Below are 21,202 nucleotides of genomic sequence, written 5' to 3'. Positions count from 1 at the left end.
AGGGGCGCCATTTATGGCGACCTCCTATCAAACCAGAATAAACTCCCGATAACCCGACCAAATCACATAGATCGCGAAATAGACAAAAATCAATGCGGAAGCGAGATAGGAATACTTCAACAAACGCTGCCCCAGCAGCTTGCCGCCCATGCTGCCAACCATGCACATTACGCAGGTCCATACCACGCCCGCAATAAAGAAACCGCCGAGGAAGGATGACGTTGCCGCCGCGCTGCCGTGTCCCATGCGTGAAATCAAGGCACCGCCGACGCTGGCAAACCACAAAATCGCGGTCGGCGACGACATCGCCAGCATCACGCCACGGCTGAACTCGCGCAGCAGCGATCGATAGGGCTGTTGTGCGGTTTCCGGCAGTGCAGCCTGCTTCTGCAACGCCGCATGCAGCATCTTCCCGGCAAACCACAGCAACATCACGCCGCCGCCAATCCATAAAACCCAGCGCACGGCGGTGAACTGCAACACAATCGCCATGCCCGCCAGCGCCAGCAGCGCATAGATTAAGTCACCAATGCAGGTGCCAATCCCCAACCAAAAACCGTGAAAATAGCCGCGTTGCATCGCCAGCGTGATCATGGCGATATTGGCGAGACCGATATCAAGGCACAACGACAAACTCAGCAGAAAACCATTTGAAAACTGCAGCATAGCAACATCAGCATCCCTGGCATGTTAAGAGGGCTTCATTAAAGCATGCCGGGAAAACGCAGTAATAATAAGAATTACGCATTTGAGGTATTTGGGCTGTTAAGTTTGGAGGTAATCGTGCTCTAACGGCGGATAAATCCCCGATAATGTGAACACGATCACGCCCGTTCGACGCGAATCAAAGCAATACCACTATAGTCGTAAAGCGGTCTGCAACATCGGCCGCAAGCACAATAAAAAATCCAACGCGACTAACGCTTTTTATCAAGAACATTCCGATTATGGTGGGTACTACAATGAAAAATCACAATAAATCCGTGTCTGGCGGTTTGGCGTCACGTCTAAGCGTGGCATTATCGCTAGCTGTTTTCACATTAGCGGGAAGTGCAATGGCAACTGCAGCGGAACATCACAACCAAACGGCCTTAGTGGGCACATGGACCAGCATCCCGGATGCGCCGTTAGTGCAAAATCCAGGTCATCCCAGCGAAGGCTTGTACCGTTTGAAGGTCAATAGCGACGGCACGCTGACGCCGCTCGATTTCATCAAAATGAAAAGCCCATCGTGGATTGTGAAATCGCACGATGGTCGTTTTGCCTACACCACCAATGAAGAAAACGCCGGTGCGGTCACTGCACTGGCGATCGATCACAGCGGCAAGGTGCGGGTGATTAACGCGGTGGATAGCCACGGCCAGCAGCCAACGCATGCCACCATCAGCCCGGACGGTAAATTCCTGTTTGTCGCCAACTATTCGGTGGCCAAAGGCGGCGCCAGCGTAGCGGTGTTCCCGATACATCATGACGGTTCGCTCGGCGAGCAGGCGCAGAATTTCCCGTTTGCCAGCGGCAGCGGTGCGGTAAAAGATCGTCAGGATAGCGGCCACGCGCACTCCACCACCTTTACGCATGATGGCAAATACCTTTACGCCGCAGATCTCGGCGGCGACAAACTGCACGCTTATGCCTATCACGCGGGCAAAACTCAGCCGCTGGCAGCCGATACTTCGCGCGATGTCTCCTTCCCAGCCGGTTCTGGCCCGCGCCACATGGTGTTTTCCCCGGATGGCAAACACGCGTATGTCATTACCGAAATGGCCGGTGAAGTGGTGGTGTTTGCGGTGAAGGACAATCGTCTGGAGCAGCAGGCTAAGGTCAAACTGAACACGGAAAACAGCAGCGCCGAGTATCGCAGCGGCGGCGGCATTATCCTTAGCCCGAACGGCAAGTTTGTGATTGCGGCTAATCGCGGATCGGATAACAGCTTAGTGGTGTTTAAAATTGAGCAGGATGGTTCACTGGGAACGCCGGTGCGCTACAACGCGGATGGCATTGAACCGCGTGCTTTCGCCTTTGATGCCAGCGGTAAATACCTGTATGTGGCGAACGTGTTCACCAATAACATTACGATGTTTCATTTCGATGCTGAAAGCGGTGTGTTAAAAGCCGCAGGCGAAGTGGCGAAGATTGCCACGCCTACGGATATTAAGTTTTTTAATTGAGTGGTTAATTGAGGTCGCCATAAATGGCGACCCTACAAATCGGTGATAATCATTCGTAGGGGCGCCATTTATGGCGACCTGCACCTTATTAGTGCTCAATGCTATTTAGCAGTGCGCACATTCCCATAGCAGCGCAATTAATCTCCCCATTACGCCAATCTGCGGCCTGTTAATTATTTGGCCCACTTCTTGCTTTATACAAAATAACGCCCCAACGATGTGGCAACCCTCTTGTTAACGCAGACAGCGCCGTCTGCCGATCGCTTTTATTCTCTCCGGCCTCCCGGAAACAATCCAATTTGACCCTTCCCTTTCAAGAGGTTGCTATGGCTATTAGTCGTCGTTCATTTATCCAGGGTTCAGCAGTTTCAGCATTAGGTTTGGCGGCGGGCGTTGCGCCTAAGTTTTCTTTCGCCGCCGACAGCAAAGACGCGATTAAAATCGCCAGTATTCTCGACTTATCCGGCGGGCTCGATATCTACGGCAAGCCAATGTCGAACGCGATTAATTTGGCGGCAGAAGAGATCAACGCAGCGGGCGGTTTATTAGGTCGCCCGTTGCAGGTGATTAATTACGATGCGCAATCCAACATGCAGCTTTATGCGCAATATGCGCAGCAGGCGGCGCTGAAAGATAAAGTGGCGGTGGTGCACGGCGGCATTACCTCGGCTTCGCGCGAGGTTATTCGTCCGGTGCTGGATCGTTTTCGTTCGCTCTATTTCTACCCGGCGCAATATGAAGGCGGCGTGTGCGATCGCAACTATTTCTCTTCCGGTTCTACCCCGGCGCAAACCGTGGAAAAACTGGTGCCTTATGCGGTGAAGAAGTGGGGCAAAAAAGTTTACGTGCTGGCGGCGGATTATAACTACGGGCAGATCGTCTCGGCGTGGGTGAAAAAGTCGGTGCACGATAACGGCGGCGAAGTGATGGCGGTTGAATTCTTCCCGCTGGATGTCACCGATTTTGGTGCGGCCATCTCCAAAATCCAGAGCGCCAAACCCGACATGGTGTGGTCAGCGCTGGTCGGTGGCGCGCACATCTCCTTCTATCGCCAGTGGCATGCGGCCGGTATGAGCGGCAAGATCCCGATTGCCTCCACGGTGTTTGGTGGCGGCAACGAACACATCATTCTGTCACCGGAAGAGAGCAACGGCATTCTGGTGGCCGCCAACTATATGCAGGAAATCCCCTCGCCGGAAAACAAAGCGTTCGTCGAACGATTCCATGCGCGTTACGGCGCGAATACGCCGTACATCAGCGACCTCGCGATGGGCGCTTATCAGGGCATGTTGATCTGGGCGGAAGGGGTGCGCAAAGCGGGCGATATCGATCGCATGAAAGTGATTGAGGCGCTGGAGTCCGGCGTCACGCTGACCTCGCCGAGCGGCAAGCTGAGCGTTGATCCGGCCACGCATCACTGTTCGCTGGATGTGCATATCGCTGAAGTGGAAAACCATCAGATGAAAATTCTGGAAACCTTCACCGATCAAGCGCCAGTGGATACCGCGATGGTGTGCGATCTGAAGAAAAATCCGCGCGATACCAAACAGTATCAAATTGAGCTGTAACAGGAGCCGCTATGGATCTGTTCATTATCTACGCCATTGAAGTGCTCAATGCCATCGCCGTGCTGGTGATCATGAGCGTTGGGCTGGCGGTGGTGTTCGGCATGATGAAAATCGTCAATATGGCGCACGGCGAATTCATGATGCTGGGCGGCTACAGCGCCATTTTGGCTACCAATCAGTGGGGCGTGCCGATTTGGATCTCAATGTTGGTGATCGCGCCGCTCACCGTGGGCGTGTTTGGCGCGGTGATTGAGCGCGTGATTATCCGCCATCTGTATGGGCGGATGATCGATACCATGCTGGCGACTTGGGGGCTGAGTCTGGCGTTGATCGGTGCCGCCACCATGCTGTTCGGCAACACCACGCTGGGCATCAGTTCGCCGCTGCCCAGCGTCAGCATCGGCCATTACAGCACCAGCGGTTATTCGCTGTTCATGATTGTGTTTGCCGTCGGCTTGCTCGGCGCGCTGTGGCTGCTGCTGCGCTTTACCACCTTAGGTCTGTGCGCGCGCGCCACCATGCAGAATGCGCGCATGGCGGCAGCGCTCGGCAGTAATCCGGGCAAGATCTACAGCCTGACGTTTGGCTTGGGTGCGGCGCTGTCGGGTTTGGGCGGCGCGCTGTTAGCGCCGATTACCGGCGTGATCCCAACCATTGGCGTCAGTTTTATCGCCAAAGCCTTTATCACGGTGATTGGCGGTGGCAGCGCCATCATCGCCGGTACGCTCTCCGCCTCCACGCTGTTCGGCACCATCTCGCAGTTGGTGACCTACTTCTCCACGCCGGTATTTGGTGCGGTTGCGCTGTTGCTGAGCGCCATTGTGCTGCTGCGCTTGCTGCCGCAGGGCATCACCGGACGCTTCTTCAGGAGATCGCTGTAATGAAACTGTTCTCGGAAAAGATCCAGATTGTCGTCACTTCTCTGGCGATGGTGCTGGTAGCGCTGTGGCTGTCAGGCGCGATTGAGCTCTACACCTTGCTGTCACTGACGGTGTTTCTGGTAATGGGCTTGTTGTCGCTTAGCCTGGCGTTTATCTGGGGTTGCGGCGGCATCCTGTGCTTCGGCCAGGCGGCGTTTTTCGGTTTAGGCGCTTATACCTATGCGATTTGCGCCATCAACTGGGGCGATTCGACCTGGGCAGTGGTGATGGCGGTGCTGCTGCCAACGCTGTTCTCGCTGCTGCTCGGCTACGTGATTTTTTATGGCGGCGTCAGCGATGTCTATCTCGGCGCGATCACGTTGGCAGTGAGTCTGGTGCTGTTTAACTGTGTTAACTCCACCTCCGGCAGCGAATATCACATCGGCGAAGCGCTGCTGGGCGGCTTTAACGGCATTCCCTCAGTTCCGACGCTCAACCTGCCGTTCCAGCCGGATGCCTTTTTATCGCCCGAGGCGATCTTTATGGTCACCGCCGGTTGTCTGGCGCTCTGCTACGCCTTGCTGAAGTTCGTGCTGCTGAGCCGCTTTGGCAAAACCGTGGTGGCGATTCGTGAGAACGAGCAGCGCGCCGGATTGCTCGGCTACAACGTGCCGGCGCATAAGCTGGCGACCTTCGCCATCGGCGCAGCCATTGCCGGACTGGCGGGCTGCTTGTATGTCAACTGGGGCGCGTTTGTCAGTCCCGGCGTGTTCAGCATCAGCCAGTCGGCGCAGATCATCATCTGGGTGATTGTCGGTGGACGTGGCACGCTACTTGGGCCGGTGATCAGCTGCGTGCTGTTGCAGTGGATGGTGACGCGGCTGGGCGCGCAGCAAACCGTGGATGTCAATTTAGTGCTCGGCGTAATCCTGGCGGTGTTTGTGTTGCTGATTCCGGGCGGCATTTTACCGACGCTGCAGCGTCTGTGGCGGCGCAAGCGTCCCGCCGCCGCACCCGCCAGCCGTGCGCAGGTCACTGAGGTGAAACAATGACAACCAACGTGTTACTGGAAACCCGCAAAATGGGCGTCAGTTTTGGCGGCGTACATGCGGTGAAAGAGGTGGATTTCACCTTACGTGAAGGCGAGTTGCGCTGCCTGATTGGCCCCAACGGCGCAGGCAAAAGCACCTTCTTCAAGATGTTGAGCGGCCAGGTGACGCCGACGCGCGGCGAGTGTCGCTATCGCGAACAGGTGATCTCCGGCAAACGACCTTGGGAGATCGCGCGTTTGGGAATTGGCATCAAAACCCAGGTGCCGAGTGTGTTCGAGAGGTTAAGCGTGCGGGAAAACTTGTGGCAGGCGGCAGCCAATAAGCTGGCGAAAGCGGCGCTGCCAGCGGCGATTGAACAGGTGCTGGGGGATATCGGTCTGGTTGATCTGCAACACGCGGTGCTCTCGGAACTGGCGCATGGTCAGCGGCAATGGGTGGAACTGGGGATGATCCTGATCTCCAAACCGCAGCTGGTGCTGCTGGATGAACCGGCGGCGGGCATGACGCATCAGGAAGTGCGTAAAACCGCGCAACTGATCAAGGCGATTAATCAGCAGAGCACGGTGGTGGTGGTGGAACACGACATGGAGTTCATCAGCATGATTGCGCAGCAGGTGACGGTATTTAACCAGGGAGCGGTGCTGGCGGAAGGCAGTTTCCGCGAGGTGACGCAAAATCCGTTGGTGAAAGAGGCGTATCTCGGCAATCTGGAGATTAAACATGCTTGAAATAAAAGAGATGGTTTCGGGCTACAACAAGATTCCGGTGCTGAACTTATCCGAGCTGTTTGTCGGCGCGAAGTCGTTCACCGGCGTGCTGGGCCGCAACGGCATGGGCAAAACCACGCTGCTGCGCACCATTATGGGCGAACTGCCAGCCTGGCAAGGCCGCATTGCGCTGAACGGCATCGATATTACCGGTTATCAGGCGCACCAGCGTGCGGTGGCGGGCATCGGTTTTGTCCCGCAAGGACGACAGATTTTCCCGCAGCTGACGGTGGAGGAGAATCTGCGTATGGGCTGCGTGAAACACTTCTCCCGCGCCGGGCAGATTATCGATCAGATGCTGGAATATTTTCCGCGCCTGAAACGCCTGCTGGCGCAGCCGGGCGGTGCGCTATCGGGCGGCGAGCAGCAGCTATTAGCGCTGGCGCGTTGCCTGTGCGGCCAGCCGCAGCTGGTGCTGCTGGATGAGCCAACGGAAGGGATTCAACCGAATATCTGCGAGGAGATCATTGAGACGTTGCGGCGGCTGCGCCACGAGATGGATATTTCGATCATTCTGGTGGAGCAGGATATCGAGTTTCTCTATGCGCTGTCTGACCAGATTCATGTGATTGAAAAGGGGCAGATTGTGCAGAAGATCAATCCGAAAACCCAGTCGAGTGCCAGCGTGGCGGAACAGTTTTTAGGGTTTCATGTTTGAGTTGTATTGCCATTGCCCTCACCCTAGCCCTCTCCCGCAGGCGGGAGAGGGGACAGATTGAGCGGGCTTGTATATGGCAGCATCGCCCTCTCCCTGTGGGAGAGGGCCGGGGTGAGGGCATCAGCGCGCAGAGGACGTTGTCCGCCCTGACACAGCACCCGGCAGCATCAGCAAAGCACGGATTCAGCCGCTCGCTTACTGTGAGGCTTCCTCATTCGGGATGCGCATAGGGTGAACCATGACTGAACAAACATTACTGGCAACGCTTTCTGGTGTCCGGCTGCATATTTTCCATCCTGATTCACAGAGCGTGCGCGCGTTTTGCGCTTCGCTGACGCAATTAGGCTGTCACGCGCATCACAGCTGGCCGCCTGCTGCATCAATCCCTGTGGATACGCAGCTGCTGCTGGTGGCGATTGATGTGCATCAGCAGCAGCCTTTATCCACTCTGTTCAACAGCGCGCGCGAAAAGGATATTCCCATTATCGCGCTGGCGGATAGCCACAACGCGCGGCTGTTTCCGCTACTGCTGCAATTCCAGCCGAACGCCATCGCCGAGCGTGAGCTCAATCCGTTTGCCTTAATTGTGCAGATGATTGGCACGCTACAAACCGTGCTTCATCACCAGCGGTTGCGTGCGGTGCAGGAGGCGCGTAAAGCGCGCGGGGAAAGGTTGGCGCAGGCCAAAGGCGTGCTGATGCAAACCTTCGGGCTGGATGAATCGGGGGCGTATCGCTTGATGCGCAGCGAAGCGATGAACACGCGCAGCAGCATGGAATACACCGCCGAGCGCGTGATCACCACGCTACAAAAGTAGCGGCGCGTCCGGCTGCCGTAACAGGCTGCTGGGCGTATAACCAAAGGCTTTGCGAAACGCCAGGCTGAAGTGCGACATATCGCTGAAACCGTGATCCAACGCCACCTGAGTGATATTGCGCGCTTTGCCTTCGGCCAGAACGCGATGGCACGCCTGCAAACGCTCCTGCCAGAGGAAGTTCATCGGCGTCGTGCCGTGGGCGGCAAACACCCGGCTGATGGTGCGCGGCGAGACGTGATGCGCATTGGCGATCTGCGCCACCGACAGCTCCGGCTCCTGCAAATTGTGGCGCAGAAAACTCACCACGCGCGAATACAGATCCGGTTTCAGCGCCTCTTCACTGTGCTGCAAATTGACGCTCACCGAAATCATATTCAGCAGCGTGTTGGCAAACTGCTCCGCCAGAAACGGATTCTCGCGGTCGGGATTAAACACAAAGGCTTCCTGTAAAAGCAGCTTAAGCGATGCCATGCCGGGGCGCGTAAGATCCAGCGTTTTGCCCGCCAGTTTGGCGGTGGCAGGCGCTTCCTTCTCCATGATGTGGCGCGGCAGATGCACGATATTGATCGCCACCTTCTCCATGGCAAAATCAAACGGCGTCGCGGCATCGTAGATCACCACGTCGCCCGCGCTGACGCGTGATTGATGGCCATTCTGCCGCAGCGTGCCGCTGCCAGCGCAAACATAACCCAGATAGAAATCGTGATTAGGATGGCGGCGGATGCACTCCGGCGTGCGTTGCCACATCAGCGCGGTATGCGATACGTGATTGGCAATATCCATGTGACCGAGCATCGAATAGGCAAAGCTGCCGGAAAAGGTGCCTGAGTGCATCTGGCGCGCTTCGGCTTTGATCAGACGCGAGCACACCGCATCACGCCAGGCATCGAAGCGATGACGGTTATCGAGATCGTCGGTGGTGAAAAGCTCTTTCATATCAGCATCCCCTAAACATGGCGAAAAGGGCGGAAGTCAGGGAGTTAAAGCAAGTTTCAGGCCATGAGCGGGTGAAATGACCGCCCCGAATTTGTTGGGGCGGCAAAGGCGGCGGATTTACAGCGCGGGATGCTGTTTGTGCCAGTCGGTAACCTGCTGGAAGGCCCACGCGCCCTGAATCATGGTGGTTTCGGCGAAATGTGCCGCCACCAGCTGGAAGCCAATCGGTGCGCCGCTGGCGGTTTTGCCGCACGGCAAGGTGATGGTGGGGTGTCCGCTGGCGTCGAATGCACTGGTATAGCGCAGTACGCCGTTAAACAGTGCCTGATCGGTACCAAAACGGGTCATGGTGTCCCAGGTCAATCCGGCATACGAGGTGGCCGGTGCCAGAATCAGATCAACCTGAGTAAAGAGCGCGGAGATATCTCCACGCAGCGCTGCACGGCTGAGCAGCAAGCGCTGATACGCCAGCGCGGTGACGCTGTGGCCAAGATCCAACAGGCCAGCCAGGCCGGGACCGTATTGATCTTTCTGCGCTGGATAGGTCTCTTCATGCGCCAGCGCAGTTTCCACGGCGCAGAGTGCGCTCCACTCGGCGGCGGCTTTTTCGGTATCAGGCAAGGTGATATCCACCATGGTCGCGCCGAGCGAGCTCAAGGTGGCGATCGCCGATTGCAGCGCGGCGCAGGTTTCCTCGTCAACTTTCTCCAGCGCCCAGCTTTTATCTACGCCGATGCGCATCTTGCTAATGCCGCGCGTCATCAGCGCCAGATAATCCGGCACCGGCTCGCTGCTGGAGGTGGGATCTTTGTCATCGCGACCGGCAATGGCCTGCAACATGGCGGCGGCATCGGCGGCGTTACGCGCCATCGGACCAATATGATCCAGTGATGCCGCCAGTTCACAGGCACCGTGACGCGTGACGCGGCCCCACGTCGGTTTAATGCCGGTCAGCCCGTTGGCGTTGGAGGGAAAGCGAATCGATCCGCCGGTATCGGTGCCAATCGAGCCGAAGCATAAACCTGCGGAAGTGGCGACGCCGGATCCGCTGGAGGAGACACCGGTCCACAGCGCGCTGCCCCACGGATTATTGGGGCGGGTGATATCGGGATGGTGATCGGCGAAGGCGCTTTCGGTTTGCGTCAGCTTGCCGAGAATCACCGCACCCGCCGCGCGGAAGCGCTCCACCACGGTGGAGTCTTCCGTTGGGTAACGATCTTTGTGGATGATCATGCCGTGGCTGGTGGGCGCGTCTTTGGTCCAGATCAGATCTTTCAGCGCAATCGGTACGCCGTGTAGTGGACCGCGCATTTTTCCCTGCGCAATTTCGGCATCGGCTTCAGCCGCCTGTTGCAGCGCACTGTCGCGCATCACGTAGAAGTAGCTGTGTAAGTCGCGATCGAGCGTATCGATGCGCGTCAGCAGGGTTTGTGTGACCTCCACCGAAGAAATTTCGCCCGACTGAATCAAGCGGCCAATTTCCAGCAAGCTTTTGTAATGCAGATTATCCATCGTGACCTTACCTCGTGAGTGAGAGATGTGTTGATGAATAACGTAAGTCACCGCGTGAAGTGCGGCTGTGTTTAGGCGGACAGATGGTATGTCAGAACTGCCAATGCATTTCCCTCACCCCAGCCCTCTCCCGCAGGCGGGAGAGGGAGCAGACGGTGCACAATCGGTTCCCTCTCCCGTTTATGGGAGAGGGTTAGGGTGAGGGCAAAAACCATTAAAGCTGCTGAACATTTCGCCGATAACTCTCAGGAATAGTACACAACGAGGATTATTTTCATGCTAAATGGGATTGGCAGCAGCGTACTGAGAAATTTAATCGCATCGAATGCGGTGGTGACGCCAGCGGTGAACAACAAATCCGCGCAAAACGCCCTGACGGCGGAAGCGTCCACCAAAGTCACCTTCAGTGAGGCGAGCGATGCCATCGCCGCTATCTATAAAATCGAACCCGCGCAGGTTAAGAGTTCCGTCGATGTCACCAGCAGCCTGCAAGCGCAGCTCAACGGTGCCGCGCATGCCAGCGGCGTCGGCATGAACGGTCTCGGCAGCACCTTACTGAGTAATCTGGCCAGCCATCGCGGCGACGTGACCTTGAGCGTGCCAGCCACCGAAGCGGTGAGCGGCGCAAAGAGCAGCAGCCAAAGCGCGCTGGCACTGACCATCACCACGCAATCGGGCGTGCAGGTGAGTTTGCAGATGACGCGCCAACAGGGCGGCATGGTGGTGGAGTTGAAAACCAGCGGCGGCCAGCTGAGCAACGATGAAGCGGCGGCAATGGGGCAACTGTCAGCAGGCTTGCAAAAAGCGCTGGATGGCCTGGATGGCAGCACCACCAAGCTCGATATCAGCGATCTGATGAAGTTCGACAGTTCAGTATTGAAAAGTGTCGATTTGAAGACCGATCTGCGGAATGGCAATAACGTCACGCAATCTCTGAATCTGCATGCCGACGATCAGGAGCGCTGGCTTGGTTTCCATAACGGCGATGTCAGCATCAAACTTGATACTGATATGTCGAAACTGACGCAGGCGGGCAGCGCGGGGCAGCAGGCGGCGGCACTGGATCAGTGGAGCAGCAAATTCGATCAGGCGGCTTCGCGCGGCCATGGCGATAGTGACATGCTGGCGCTGTTTAAGGACAGTTTCCGCGCGCTGAACACTACCGAAGGTAAAGCGGCGGAAAGCATCAACACGCAGCGTGTGAAGTCGATTGATGCCAATGCAGCGAAGAACGGTGCGATCAGCGGACTGGCAGATTTCTCGGCTACGTATCAGCAGACGCCGGTTTCCGGTAATCCGTATAAGCCGGAAGAGCAAGACACCTTCTCACTTAACGTGGCGCAAAAAACCGCTGCCCAGACGCATGGCGATACCCAGGATTTGACCCAGCAAACGCTGTTTAAACTCAAGGCCAGCTTCCACACCGCGCTGGATTCTGACTCGGCGGTGAAATTGACCGAACAGAAGTCGTCACAAAATTATAAGTACCATTTGATTGATGACGAAGAGCGTAGCCAGACATCGGTGGCGCAGAATAAGAAAGGCGATTTGACCGCGAATTATTCCCAGCAGCTGACGCAAACTGAGACGGTGCAAACCTATCAGCTGGCGAAGTTGATTGATAGCGTACAGATCCCGCACAGCGTGAAAAACGAATTCACCCGCAGTTTCGCCGCCGCGCAGTTTGATGCGCAAATATAAAATCGTAGGGTCGCCATTAATGGCGACCTTATATAATCCCGCACAATTCCGTAGGGTCGCCATTTATGGCGTAATGCCGATCAGTTAAGCCCGAAATGATCGGTTGAACGATCCTCCAGTTCTGCAAAAATCCGTAATCTCACAGGAATTACGGATTTTTTTATGTTACTCAGTCAGGCTCTCGATGCCGTTCTTAACTTTACGCCCAAAGAGTTCTCCGCGCTCTCCGATCTGCTCTCGCCTGAACTCATCGACGAATGCCTGGCTGATACTGGTATCGTGACCGTGCGAAAACGCCGTCTTCCAATGGAGATGATGGTCTGGGCCGTTACCGGCATGGCCCTGTTCCGCTCGCTTTCCATGAACCAGATTGTTTCTCATCTGGATATCGTTTTGCCGGGCAAGCGCCCATTCGTCGCGACCAGCGCGGTTGTGCAGGCGCGTCAGCGGCTCGGAGAAGACGTGGTCCGCCGGGTCTTTGAAAAGTCACGCCAGCTCTGGTTTGATAAAACACCGCTGTCACACTGGAACGGCCTGACACTGCTGGCGGTCGACGGCACGCTGTGGCGGGCCCCCGATACGCCGGAAAACGATAAGGCCTTTGGGCGGACGGCAAATGCACACAGTCAGTCTGACTGGCCTCAGCTGCGCATGGTCTGCCAGATGGAGCTGACAAGCCATCTCTTATCGGGCGTGAGCTTTGGCAGCGTGACCGAAACCAGCGAGGTTGATCTTGCGGCACAACTGGTGGGACAGACGCCGGATCACTCGCTAACGATCCTGGATAAAGGCTTCTATGCGCCCGGCTTCCTGCATTACTGGCAGACCTCGGGGGTGGAAAGACACTGGATGCTACCTCTGCGCAACGATGCAAAATACCGTGTTCTGCAAAAACAGGGCTCAGGCAGCGAGCTGATAGAACTGGACCTGTCGTGGCAGGCGCGTAAAAAATGGAAAGATGTGCCGGAAACGCTGACGGCGCGACTGATAAGCAAAAAGGTTAACGGGAGAGTGGTGAAAATCCTGACGTCAATGTGCGATCCATTGCGATATCCGGGAGGGGATATCGTTGATCTTTATGGACATCGCTGGGAAATAGAACATGGCTTCCGGGAGATGAAGCAGCATCTGTTGAACAACGAGCTCACGCTGAGAAGCAAAACACCGGAACTGGTGAAGCAGGAGTTATGGGGCGTTGCGCTGGCGTATAACCTGCTGCGTTTTATGATGGCGCAGATGGCCTATAGCCTGAAAAACGTGGAGCCTTATCAGCTGGGGTTTAAGCAGGCGGCACTGTACCTGACAGGTCAACTGAGACTCCTGCCTGCGGTAGCGCCGGGAAAAATTCCGAGAATAATAGATGAAATAATGGCGATGGCGGGAAGCTTCGTGCTGCCAACCCGGCGGACGAGACATTATCCGCGAGCGGTGAAAAAGAAGCCGAAACGCTATGCGTTCCGGCATGATTAAGTCTTAACTGACGAGCATTACGCCATTTATGGCGACCCTACGTTATATGCATTATTTAAATTTTGATTGCGTTATTTGATCTTAAGAATTACTCGCCGCTTTTTTATACTCGCTAATTGCCCGCAGCGCCGCTGCTAGCCTGTTGTTGTGCTTAATTAAATCCATAGCTTAATAATGGCAACGCATTGCCGGATATAGCATAACCGCGCTATTTACTTGTTTTAACCTCGCTGATTATCATCGCTTTCAATCCGTTATTCATTCCACGGCCTGCTGACTTTTTCAGTGCAGGCTTACCCTTCGCTGTGCAGTAAAAGTGAAATCAGCTATGACGCAAAACAGTGACGAGATTATTAACCGCGCGGCGGTATTAAATAGCGATGAACAAGCCATCGCCGCCGCACGCCATTTGGCCGAGCAGGCGAAAGGCGGGGCAGTCGAGCGCGATCAGCAACGCATCTATCCTATCGCGCTGCTCAACCAGTTCACCGCGTTGGGCCTTGGCAGCATCAGTGTGCCACGCGAATTTGGCGGCGCAGGTTTGTCGTACCAAACCCTGGCCGAGGTGTTTCGTCTGATCTCCGCCAGCGATCCGTCGCTGGGGCAAATCCCGCAAAACCACTTTGGTCTGATTCAGTTCATCCTCGGCGAAGGTTCGGCGGCGCAACAGCAGCAACTGCTGAGCGCGGTGGTGCAGGGCAAGCGTCTGGGCAACGGTGGGCCGGAGAAAAACACCAAACATACGCGTGATGTGCAGGCACAGCTGGTGACAACGTCACAGGGCCTGCAGCTCACCGGCGAGAAGTTCTACTCCACTGGCGCGTTGTTCGCCGACATTTTGGTCACCACCGCGATGCACGATCAGCAGCCGAAGATGGCCTTTATTCCGCTGCCAGCATCGGGCGTGGAGATTGTTGATGACTGGTCGGGTATCGGCCAGCGCACCACCGCCAGCGGCACGGTGAAACTGCAGCAGGTTGCGGTGGATCCGGCGTTATTAATGTCGCTGCCCGCAGCCGAAAAACCGACGCTGCGCGGTGCGGTTTCCCAACTGATTCAGGCGGCGATTGATGCAGGCATTGCGCAAGGCGCGCTGGATGAGGCGCTGGAGTTTGTGCGCAGCAGCTCGCGACCTTGGGTCGATGCCAATGTCAGCCGCAATGCCGACGATCCTTACATCCTCGCCGATGTTGGCCGCATCAGCACCGAACTGAGCGCCGCCAACGCACTCCTGACGCGGGCCGCCCGCGTGCTCGACAGCATCGATCAGCAGGCGCTGACCGCCGAAAACTGCGCGCGCGCCTCGATTGCGGTAGCGGAAGCCAAAGTACTCACCACCCAAGTGGCGCTGCGTGCCAGCGAGAAACTGCTGGAATGGGGCGGTAGTCGCGGCACTTTGCTGCGCCACGGACTCGATCGTCACTGGCGCAATGCGCGCACTCACACTTTGCACGATCCGGTGCGCTGGAAAACCCACGCCATCGGCAACTATTACCTCAATGATGCGCTGCCTGCGCGTCATGCGTGGATTTAAGGAGCAACCATGACGCAGGTATCGCCTAAACAGCGCGCATCGCGCATCACCCACGCCCAACAGGCCTTGCAGGTGGCGCAGGAACTGGCGGAACGTTTTCGTGCCGGTTCCGCCCAGCGCGACCGCCAACGTGAACTGCCGCACGCCGAGTTGCAGGCACTGTTTCAATCCGGGCTCGGTGCCATCACCGTGCCGCGTGACTTTGGCGGCATTGAGATTTCTACCGCCGAACTGGCCGGGATTTTCGTGATATTGAGCGCCGCCGACGGATCGATTGGTCAGGTGCCGCAGAACCATTTTTATGCGCTGGAAGTGCTGCGCATCAACGGTAGCCAGGCGCAGAAACAGCGGCTCTACGCCGAAGTGCTGGCAGGGGTGCATCACGGTAATGCGCTGGCGGAATTCAGTTCTCCTGCCGCGCATCAACGTTCTACGGCGGTTTCGCAACAGGCCGAAGGATTGCGCCTCAACGGCAACAAGTTTTACTGCACCGGCGCGCTGTATGCCGACCGTATTCCGACGCTGGCGATTGCCGATGACGGCAAAGAGCAACTGGTGTTTGTGCCGCGCCATCAGTCCGGCGTCAACGTGATTGATGACTGGAGCGGCTTTGGTCAGCGCACCACCGGCAGCGGCAGCGTGCAGTTCCGCGATGTGGCGATTGCGCCGGAAGATGTGGTGCCATTCCAGACCGCGTTCGAGCGTCCGAGCACCGTTGGGCCCTTTGCGCAGATTATGCATGCGGCTATCGATCAGGGCATTGCGCGGGCGGCGTTTGAAGACATGCTCGATTTCCTGCGTCTGCGCGCGCGTCCGTGGCCGGACAGCGGCGTGGATCGTGCCAGCGACGATCCGCTGACGCTCGATCGTACCGGTCGTCTGGCCGCACGTCTAAGTGCGGGCGATGCGCTGCTGGCGATTGCCGGTGATGCGGTTGACGTCGCGCAGCGCGATCCCAGTGCCGAAAACGTGGCGCTGGCGTCGGTGGACGTGGCGAAGGCGCGCGCCTGGACCACAGAAGTGTCGCTGGAAGCCAGCAATCTGCTGTTTGAACTCGGCGGATCGCGTTCCAGCCTGCGCGAACACAACTTCGACCGCCACTGGCGCAATGCGCGTACGCATACCTTGCACGATCCGGTGCGCTGGAAATATCCGGCAATCGGCAACTACCTGCTGAATGGCGTGTTGCCGCCGCGTCGGGGGACGATATGAGTCAAAAACAGATTCTGCTTAACGCCTTCAATATGAACTGCGTTGGGCACATTCATCACGGCATGTGGACCCATCCGCAGGATCGCTCGGTGGATTTCAACTCGCTGGATTACTGGCTGGATCTGGCGCGCTTGCTGGAGCGCGGACTGTTTGATGGGCTGTTTATCGCCGATATTCTCGGCGTGTATGACGTCTATCAGCAAGGCATTGGCCTGACCGCTAAAGAGTCGATTCAGCTGCCGGTCAACGATCCGCTGATGCTGATTTCCGGCATGGCCAGCGTCACGCAGCATCTGGGTTTTGGCGTGACCGCCAATCTGAGTTATGAAGCGCCGTATCCGTTCGCACGCCGCCTCTCCACGCTCGATCACCTGACCAAAGGGCGTATCGGCTGGAACATCGTCACCGGATATCTCGATAGCGCCGCGCGTGCCATGGGGCAGCAACAGCTGCTGGCGCACGACCGCCGCTACGATCAGGCCGATGAGTTTCTCGATGTCACCTACAAGCTGTGGGAAGGCAGCTGGCAGGATGATGCGCTGGTGCAGGATAAAGCCCATCGTTGCTACGCCGATGCCAATAAAATTCACCAAATCAATCATCAGGGCGAGTTTTATCAGATGCAGGGTTATCACCTGAGCAGCCCGTCGCCGCAGCGCACGCCGCTGCTATTTCAGGCCGGTTCCTCGGCGCGCGGCGTGCAGTTCGCCGGACGTCACGCCGAGTGCAGCTTTGTCAATGCCGCGTCACCCGCCGCGATGCGCGAGCAATCGACGCGCCTGCGCCAGGCGGCGGTGGAGGCCGGACGCCATCCTGACGATCTGCGTATCTTTATGGGCGTCAGCGTGATTGTCTCGCCAACCGAACGCGAAGCGCAGGAGAAGCATAAAAGCTACCTCAAATACGCCAGCCCGGAAGCGGGTATCGCGCACTTCTCCAGCTCGATTGGCCTGGATCTGGCGGCGTTCGAACTTGATGAGCCGATTCAGACCGGCGACACGCGCGCCATTGAATCAGTGAGCAAAGCTTTCAGCGGCTGGACGCGCCGCCGTTTGCTGGAGCAGCACGCGATGGGCAGCCGCTATCCGCTGATCGTCGGCAATCCGAGCCAGGTCGCGGATGCATTGATTACGTGGATCGATGAAGGCGATATCGACGGCTTTAACCTGACGCGCATCCTCAATCCGCAGAGCTACCGCGATTTTATCGATCTGGTGGTGCCGGAATTACAGCAGCGCGGCCGATTCAAGACCGCGTATCAGCCCGGTTCGCTTCGCCACAAAATTTTTCAACAGCAGGACCGCTTGCCCGATCGCCATCCGGCGGCGCGCTGGCGCGACGGCGTTTAACCTTCGTTAATTTAACCTCAGGGATCTGATATGAACATTGCACGTCATTTTGCACTGGCTGCCAGCGTCGCACTGCTGGCGTTTAGCGCCGTCGCCGCCGAAAACTACAGCGGCCCGCTGAAAGTCGGTACCACCGCCGCCTTTGCACCGCCGCTGGAAACCGCAGTTGCCGAGGCGAAGAAACAAGGCTTGAACGTCGAGCTGGTGGAGTTCACCGACTGGACCGCGCCGAACGTTAGTGTGGAAAACGGCGATATCGACGTGAACCTGTTCCAGCACAAACCGTTCCTGGAGAACGCCAATCAGCAGGGCGGATTCCATCTGGTGCCGTTCGCGCCAGCGATCATCAATAACATCGGGCTCTATTCGAAGAAACATACCGCGATTGACCAGATTCCTGATGGCGGCACGGTGGCGATTGCCAACGATCCAATCAACGGCGCGCGCGGCCTGCTGCTGCTGCAAAAAGCCAAACTGATTACTTTAAAACCGGGCGCGGGCCTCAAATCTACCGTGGATGACATCGTCAGCAACCCGAAGCATCTGAAAATTATTGAAGTGGAAGCGGTGCAGCTGTCGCGTTCGCTGGATGAAGTCGATTTAGCGCAGGGTTATCCGCACTATCTGCGCCTGTCGAAGACCATCGATCCGAACAATGCGCTGCTTTTCGATGGACTGGAGCATCCGGAATACGTGATTCAGTTCGTGATCCGCGACGGTCATCAGAACGATCCGCGCCTGGCGAAGTTCGTTGATATCTACCAGCATTCGCCGGTGGTGCGCGCCAAACTTGATGACTTCTACGGCAAGCTGTATCAGCCGGGCTGGAGCCAGTAAATATGGTGAGCCTGACGCTACCTGGCGAGCGCGATGCGTTGCTGTCACCGACGGCTGAGACGGCAGGGAAAATCCACGTGCAGATTCGTGGCCTGAGTAAGCGCTATCCGGGACAGACTCAGGACGCGCTGAAGGAGGTCGATTTGCAGGTTAAGCGCGGCGAGATTTTTGGCATCATTGGGCGCAGCGGTGCCGGTAAATCGACGCTGATTCGCTGCCTCAATCGGCTGGAAAATCCCACTCGCGGTCAGGTGGTGATTGACGGTATCGATCTCGGCACGCTGAGCGATCGTCAGCTGGTGGATTGGCGACGCGGTACCGGCATGATTTTTCAGCACTTCAATTTGCTGTCGGCAAAAACGGTGCGGGAAAACATCGAGCTGCCGATGAAAGTGGCGGGCGTGCCTGCGGCGGAGCGGCGGCGCAAAGTGGATGAACTGCTGGCGTTGGTGAGCCTTGAGCAGCGCCAGCACGCGTGGCCTGCGCAGCTATCCGGCGGGCAGAAACAGCGCGTCGGCATTGCGCGCGCGCTGGTGCACGATCCGGAACTGCTGCTGTGTGATGAAGCCACCTCGGCGCTCGATCCGGAAACCACGCGTTCGATTCTGGCGCTGCTGAAAAAGATTAATCAACAGCGGCACATCACTATCGTGCTGATCACCCATGAAATGGATGTGGTGCACGACCTCTGTCATCAGGTGGCGGTGATTGATCAGGGCGAAATCATTGAGCGCGGACCGGTGTGGCAGGTGTATAGCAATCCACAGCAAGAGACCACGCGCCAGCTGCTCAATCCGCAGTTCAGCGCCTTGCCGGAAGCCATTCAACCGCTCTTGACGCCGACGCGTCTGCATGGCGATTCACGCTTGCTGGTGCGTCTGCGCTACACCGGACAAGGCGCGCAGCCGGATTTGGCGGCCCTGAGTGCGCGGGTGGGTGGGGAGCTGACGCTTATTTATAGTGCGGTGGAGTGGGTGGATAGCAAACCGACCGGGCAAATGTTGCTGCTGCTCGATGCACAGCATGACGCGGACGCCGCGCGGACGCGGTTAACCCCGATTACGGACCAACTGGAGATTCCGGGCTATGTCACTGGCTATTGATCGTTTATGGATTGGACTGCTGGATACGCTGCTGATGGTCGGCGTGTCGTCGCTGCTGGCGCTGGCGCTGGGATTACCGATGGCGGTGATTCTGGTGGTAACCGGACGCGGCGATCTGTTCCCGAGCCCGCTGCTGAATCGCGTGCTGGGTTGGGTGGTGAACCTGTTCCGCTCGATCCCGTTTTTGATTCTGATGGTGGCGCTGATTCCGTTCACCCGCTGGATCGTCGGCACCACCTATGGCGTGTGGGCGGCAGTGGTGCCGCTGACATTGGCTGCGACGCCGTTCTTTGCGCGCATCGCCGAAGTGAGCCTGCGCGAAGTGGATAAAGGGCTGACCGAAGCGGCGCAGGCGATGGGCTTCCATCGCTGGCATATTATCTGGCATGTGCTGCTGCCTGAAGCGCGGCCCGGCATTGTCAGCGGATTTACCATTACGCTGGTGACGATGATTAATGCTTCGGCAATGGCGGGCGCGATTGGCGCGGGCGGGTTAGGCGATTTGGCGTATCGCTACGGTTATCAGCGTTTTGATATGCAGGTGATGCTGACGGTGATTGTGGTGCTGGTGGCGTTGGTGACGGTGCTGCAGTTTTTTGGCGACAGGTTGTCGCGCAGGTTGAATCATCGTTAGGTGCGGTGTTTGGCCAGGTCGCCATAAATGGCGACCCTACGGCGCGTTATGTGCATGACGGTGATGTGGGGTTTTCGTAGGGTGCGCATTAATGCGCACCGTTTAAATGGCCGCGATTTAGCGGATCTGTAATTCTTCTAACGCCGCCAGCAGCGCATCCACTTTGGGAAGCAGCTGTTTGCGGCGCGGCCAAATCAGGGTTAAGGCCAAACCGTCCGGCTGTTGCTCGGGCAGAATAATCTCCAGCTCGCCGCGCGCCAGCGGTTCACGTACCAGCCACGATGGCATCTGCGCCACGCCCAATCCGGCGCACAGCGCCTGCATCTGCGCATCCACATCACCCAACGCCATGCGGTGTGGCAGGTTGCGCCAATGCGGATAGCCATCTTCCGTAGTGAACAGCCACGGCTTGGTGCTGCCATCGACGCGTTCATACATGATCGCCTGATGCTGCAACAATTCGGCTTCGCTGTTGGGTCGCCCCACGCGCGCCAGATAATCCGGTGCCGCGCAAAACACCATGCGTTCGCGGCCCATCTGACGACAGCCCAGCGAGGCGGGCAGATCCGGCGAGCCACCAATGCGCACCGCAACATCAATCCCTTCATCAAACAGATCAATAAAGCGATCCGAGAACGTCAGGTTGAGCTCCACATCCGGATGCTGACGGCAAAACGGAATCAGCAGCGGCATTACGCCAAGGCGACCATAGGTGTTTGGCACCGCCAAGCGTAAGCGCCCGGAAGGAATGGTGCGCTGCGCCGCCAGCACCGCTTCGGCTTCTGCCAGTTCCTCCATAATGCGCAAACAGGTTTGGTAATAGGCGTTGCCTGCATCGGTGAGTTTCAGGCTGCGGGTGGTGCGCTCCAGCAGCCGTGAACCGAGACGGGTTTCCAGCCGCGTGACGCTTTTGCTCACTGCCGAACCGGTGAGATGCAAGCGCTCAGCGGCGGCAGCAAAGCTGCCGCTCTCGACGCTGGCAACAAAGGGAACGATATCTTTCAGGCGCTGATCGTGCATGTAT

At 57.3% G+C, this 21,202-nt stretch carries 19 protein-coding genes; 15 read left to right on the top strand and 4 right to left on the bottom strand.

Annotated elements, in window-relative coordinates:
• Positions 1 to 27 precede the first annotated feature (27 nt).
• Positions 28 to 666 carry a LysE family translocator gene (locus AC6I8A_RS22730; RefSeq protein ID WP_265303364.1) on the bottom strand — a complete coding sequence of 213 codons (639 nt, stop codon included), beginning with the start codon at positions 664 to 666 and terminating at the stop codon, positions 28 to 30.
• Positions 667 to 947: 281 nt separating this feature from the next.
• Here AC6I8A_RS22730 and AC6I8A_RS22725 point away from each other — a divergent pair, with 281 nt between their 5' ends.
• From AC6I8A_RS22725 to AC6I8A_RS22695, 7 genes are all read left to right on the top strand, one after another.
• Positions 948 to 2,168 carry a lactonase family protein gene (locus AC6I8A_RS22725; protein WP_497819266.1) on the top strand — a complete coding sequence of 407 codons (1,221 nt, stop codon included), beginning with the start codon at positions 948 to 950 and terminating at the stop codon, positions 2,166 to 2,168.
• A 326-nt stretch (positions 2,169 to 2,494) separates the two neighbouring features.
• Complete coding sequence (locus AC6I8A_RS22720; RefSeq protein ID WP_008109387.1) at positions 2,495 to 3,736, top strand: urea ABC transporter substrate-binding protein; 1,242 nt, start codon at positions 2,495 to 2,497, stop codon at positions 3,734 to 3,736.
• A gap of 11 nt (positions 3,737 to 3,747) precedes the next feature.
• Positions 3,748 to 4,617, top strand: coding sequence for a branched-chain amino acid ABC transporter permease (locus AC6I8A_RS22715; RefSeq protein ID WP_265303370.1), 870 nt, complete (start codon positions 3,748 to 3,750; stop codon positions 4,615 to 4,617).
• The gene (locus AC6I8A_RS22710; protein WP_497819265.1) at positions 4,617 to 5,648 is read left to right on the top strand and encodes a branched-chain amino acid ABC transporter permease; all 1,032 of its coding nucleotides are present in this window, start codon (positions 4,617 to 4,619) and stop codon (positions 5,646 to 5,648) included. The genes AC6I8A_RS22715 and AC6I8A_RS22710 overlap by 1 nt, the downstream gene beginning before the upstream one ends.
• Positions 5,645 to 6,376, top strand: coding sequence for an ATP-binding cassette domain-containing protein (locus AC6I8A_RS22705; protein WP_497819264.1), 732 nt, complete (start codon positions 5,645 to 5,647; stop codon positions 6,374 to 6,376). Before AC6I8A_RS22710 ends, AC6I8A_RS22705 begins: the two co-directional genes overlap by 4 nt.
• On the top strand, positions 6,369 to 7,073 hold the full coding sequence (locus tag AC6I8A_RS22700; RefSeq protein ID WP_436331846.1) for an ABC transporter ATP-binding protein: 705 nt from the start codon (positions 6,369 to 6,371) through the stop codon (positions 7,071 to 7,073). The genes AC6I8A_RS22705 and AC6I8A_RS22700 overlap by 8 nt, the downstream gene beginning before the upstream one ends.
• Positions 7,074 to 7,311: 238 nt before the next feature.
• On the top strand, positions 7,312 to 7,890 hold the full coding sequence (locus AC6I8A_RS22695; protein ID WP_497819263.1) for an ANTAR domain-containing response regulator: 579 nt from the start codon (positions 7,312 to 7,314) through the stop codon (positions 7,888 to 7,890).
• Here AC6I8A_RS22695 and AC6I8A_RS22690 read toward each other — a convergent pair.
• On the bottom strand, positions 7,879 to 8,826 hold the full coding sequence (locus AC6I8A_RS22690) for a helix-turn-helix domain-containing protein (RefSeq protein WP_479490900.1): 948 nt from the start codon (positions 8,824 to 8,826) through the stop codon (positions 7,879 to 7,881). The two genes, AC6I8A_RS22695 and AC6I8A_RS22690, sit on opposite strands and share 12 nt — an antisense overlap.
• A gap of 117 nt (positions 8,827 to 8,943) precedes the next feature.
• Complete coding sequence (locus AC6I8A_RS22685) at positions 8,944 to 10,338, bottom strand: amidase (RefSeq protein ID WP_497819262.1); 1,395 nt, start codon at positions 10,336 to 10,338, stop codon at positions 8,944 to 8,946.
• Positions 10,339 to 10,614: 276 nt separating this feature from the next.
• On the opposite strand from AC6I8A_RS22685, the gene AC6I8A_RS22680 reads away from it, so the two are divergent.
• The 8 genes from AC6I8A_RS22680 (at position 10,615) to AC6I8A_RS22645 (ending at position 20,178) form a co-directional block, all read left to right on the top strand.
• Entirely contained in the window at positions 10,615 to 12,039 is a 1,425-nt protein-coding gene (locus tag AC6I8A_RS22680; protein ID WP_479490902.1) for a hypothetical protein, read from the top strand.
• Between the two features lie 162 nt (positions 12,040 to 12,201).
• Positions 12,202 to 13,509, top strand: coding sequence for an IS4 family transposase (locus AC6I8A_RS22675; RefSeq protein ID WP_265303508.1), 1,308 nt, complete (start codon positions 12,202 to 12,204; stop codon positions 13,507 to 13,509).
• A 328-nt stretch (positions 13,510 to 13,837) separates the two neighbouring features.
• Entirely contained in the window at positions 13,838 to 15,043 is a 1,206-nt protein-coding gene (locus tag AC6I8A_RS22670) for an SfnB family sulfur acquisition oxidoreductase (RefSeq protein WP_265303384.1), read from the top strand.
• Positions 15,044 to 15,052: 9 nt separating this feature from the next.
• Complete coding sequence (locus AC6I8A_RS22665) at positions 15,053 to 16,255, top strand: SfnB family sulfur acquisition oxidoreductase (RefSeq protein WP_436331852.1); 1,203 nt, start codon at positions 15,053 to 15,055, stop codon at positions 16,253 to 16,255.
• Positions 16,252 to 17,604, top strand: a complete 1,353-nt coding sequence (locus AC6I8A_RS22660) for an LLM class flavin-dependent oxidoreductase (RefSeq protein ID WP_436331854.1) — start codon at positions 16,252 to 16,254, stop codon at positions 17,602 to 17,604. Before AC6I8A_RS22665 ends, AC6I8A_RS22660 begins: the two co-directional genes overlap by 4 nt.
• 30 nt (positions 17,605 to 17,634) lie before the next feature.
• Positions 17,635 to 18,441, top strand: coding sequence for a MetQ/NlpA family ABC transporter substrate-binding protein (locus AC6I8A_RS22655; protein WP_179452337.1), 807 nt, complete (start codon positions 17,635 to 17,637; stop codon positions 18,439 to 18,441).
• 2 nt (positions 18,442 to 18,443) lie between these two features.
• Complete coding sequence (locus AC6I8A_RS22650) at positions 18,444 to 19,544, top strand: methionine ABC transporter ATP-binding protein (RefSeq protein ID WP_497819261.1); 1,101 nt, start codon at positions 18,444 to 18,446, stop codon at positions 19,542 to 19,544.
• On the top strand, positions 19,528 to 20,178 hold the full coding sequence (locus AC6I8A_RS22645) for a methionine ABC transporter permease (RefSeq protein ID WP_061719142.1): 651 nt from the start codon (positions 19,528 to 19,530) through the stop codon (positions 20,176 to 20,178). Before AC6I8A_RS22650 ends, AC6I8A_RS22645 begins: the two co-directional genes overlap by 17 nt.
• 117 nt (positions 20,179 to 20,295) lie before the next feature.
• On the opposite strand, the gene AC6I8A_RS22640 is transcribed toward AC6I8A_RS22645, so the two are convergent.
• Complete coding sequence (locus AC6I8A_RS22640) at positions 20,296 to 21,198, bottom strand: LysR family transcriptional regulator (protein WP_497819260.1); 903 nt, start codon at positions 21,196 to 21,198, stop codon at positions 20,296 to 20,298.
• Positions 21,199 to 21,202 lie beyond the last annotated feature (4 nt).

This window comes from Pantoea sp. X-Soil-ISGK-275, assembly GCF_059730795.1.
This window is presented reverse-complemented; position numbering and strand designations above follow the sequence as displayed.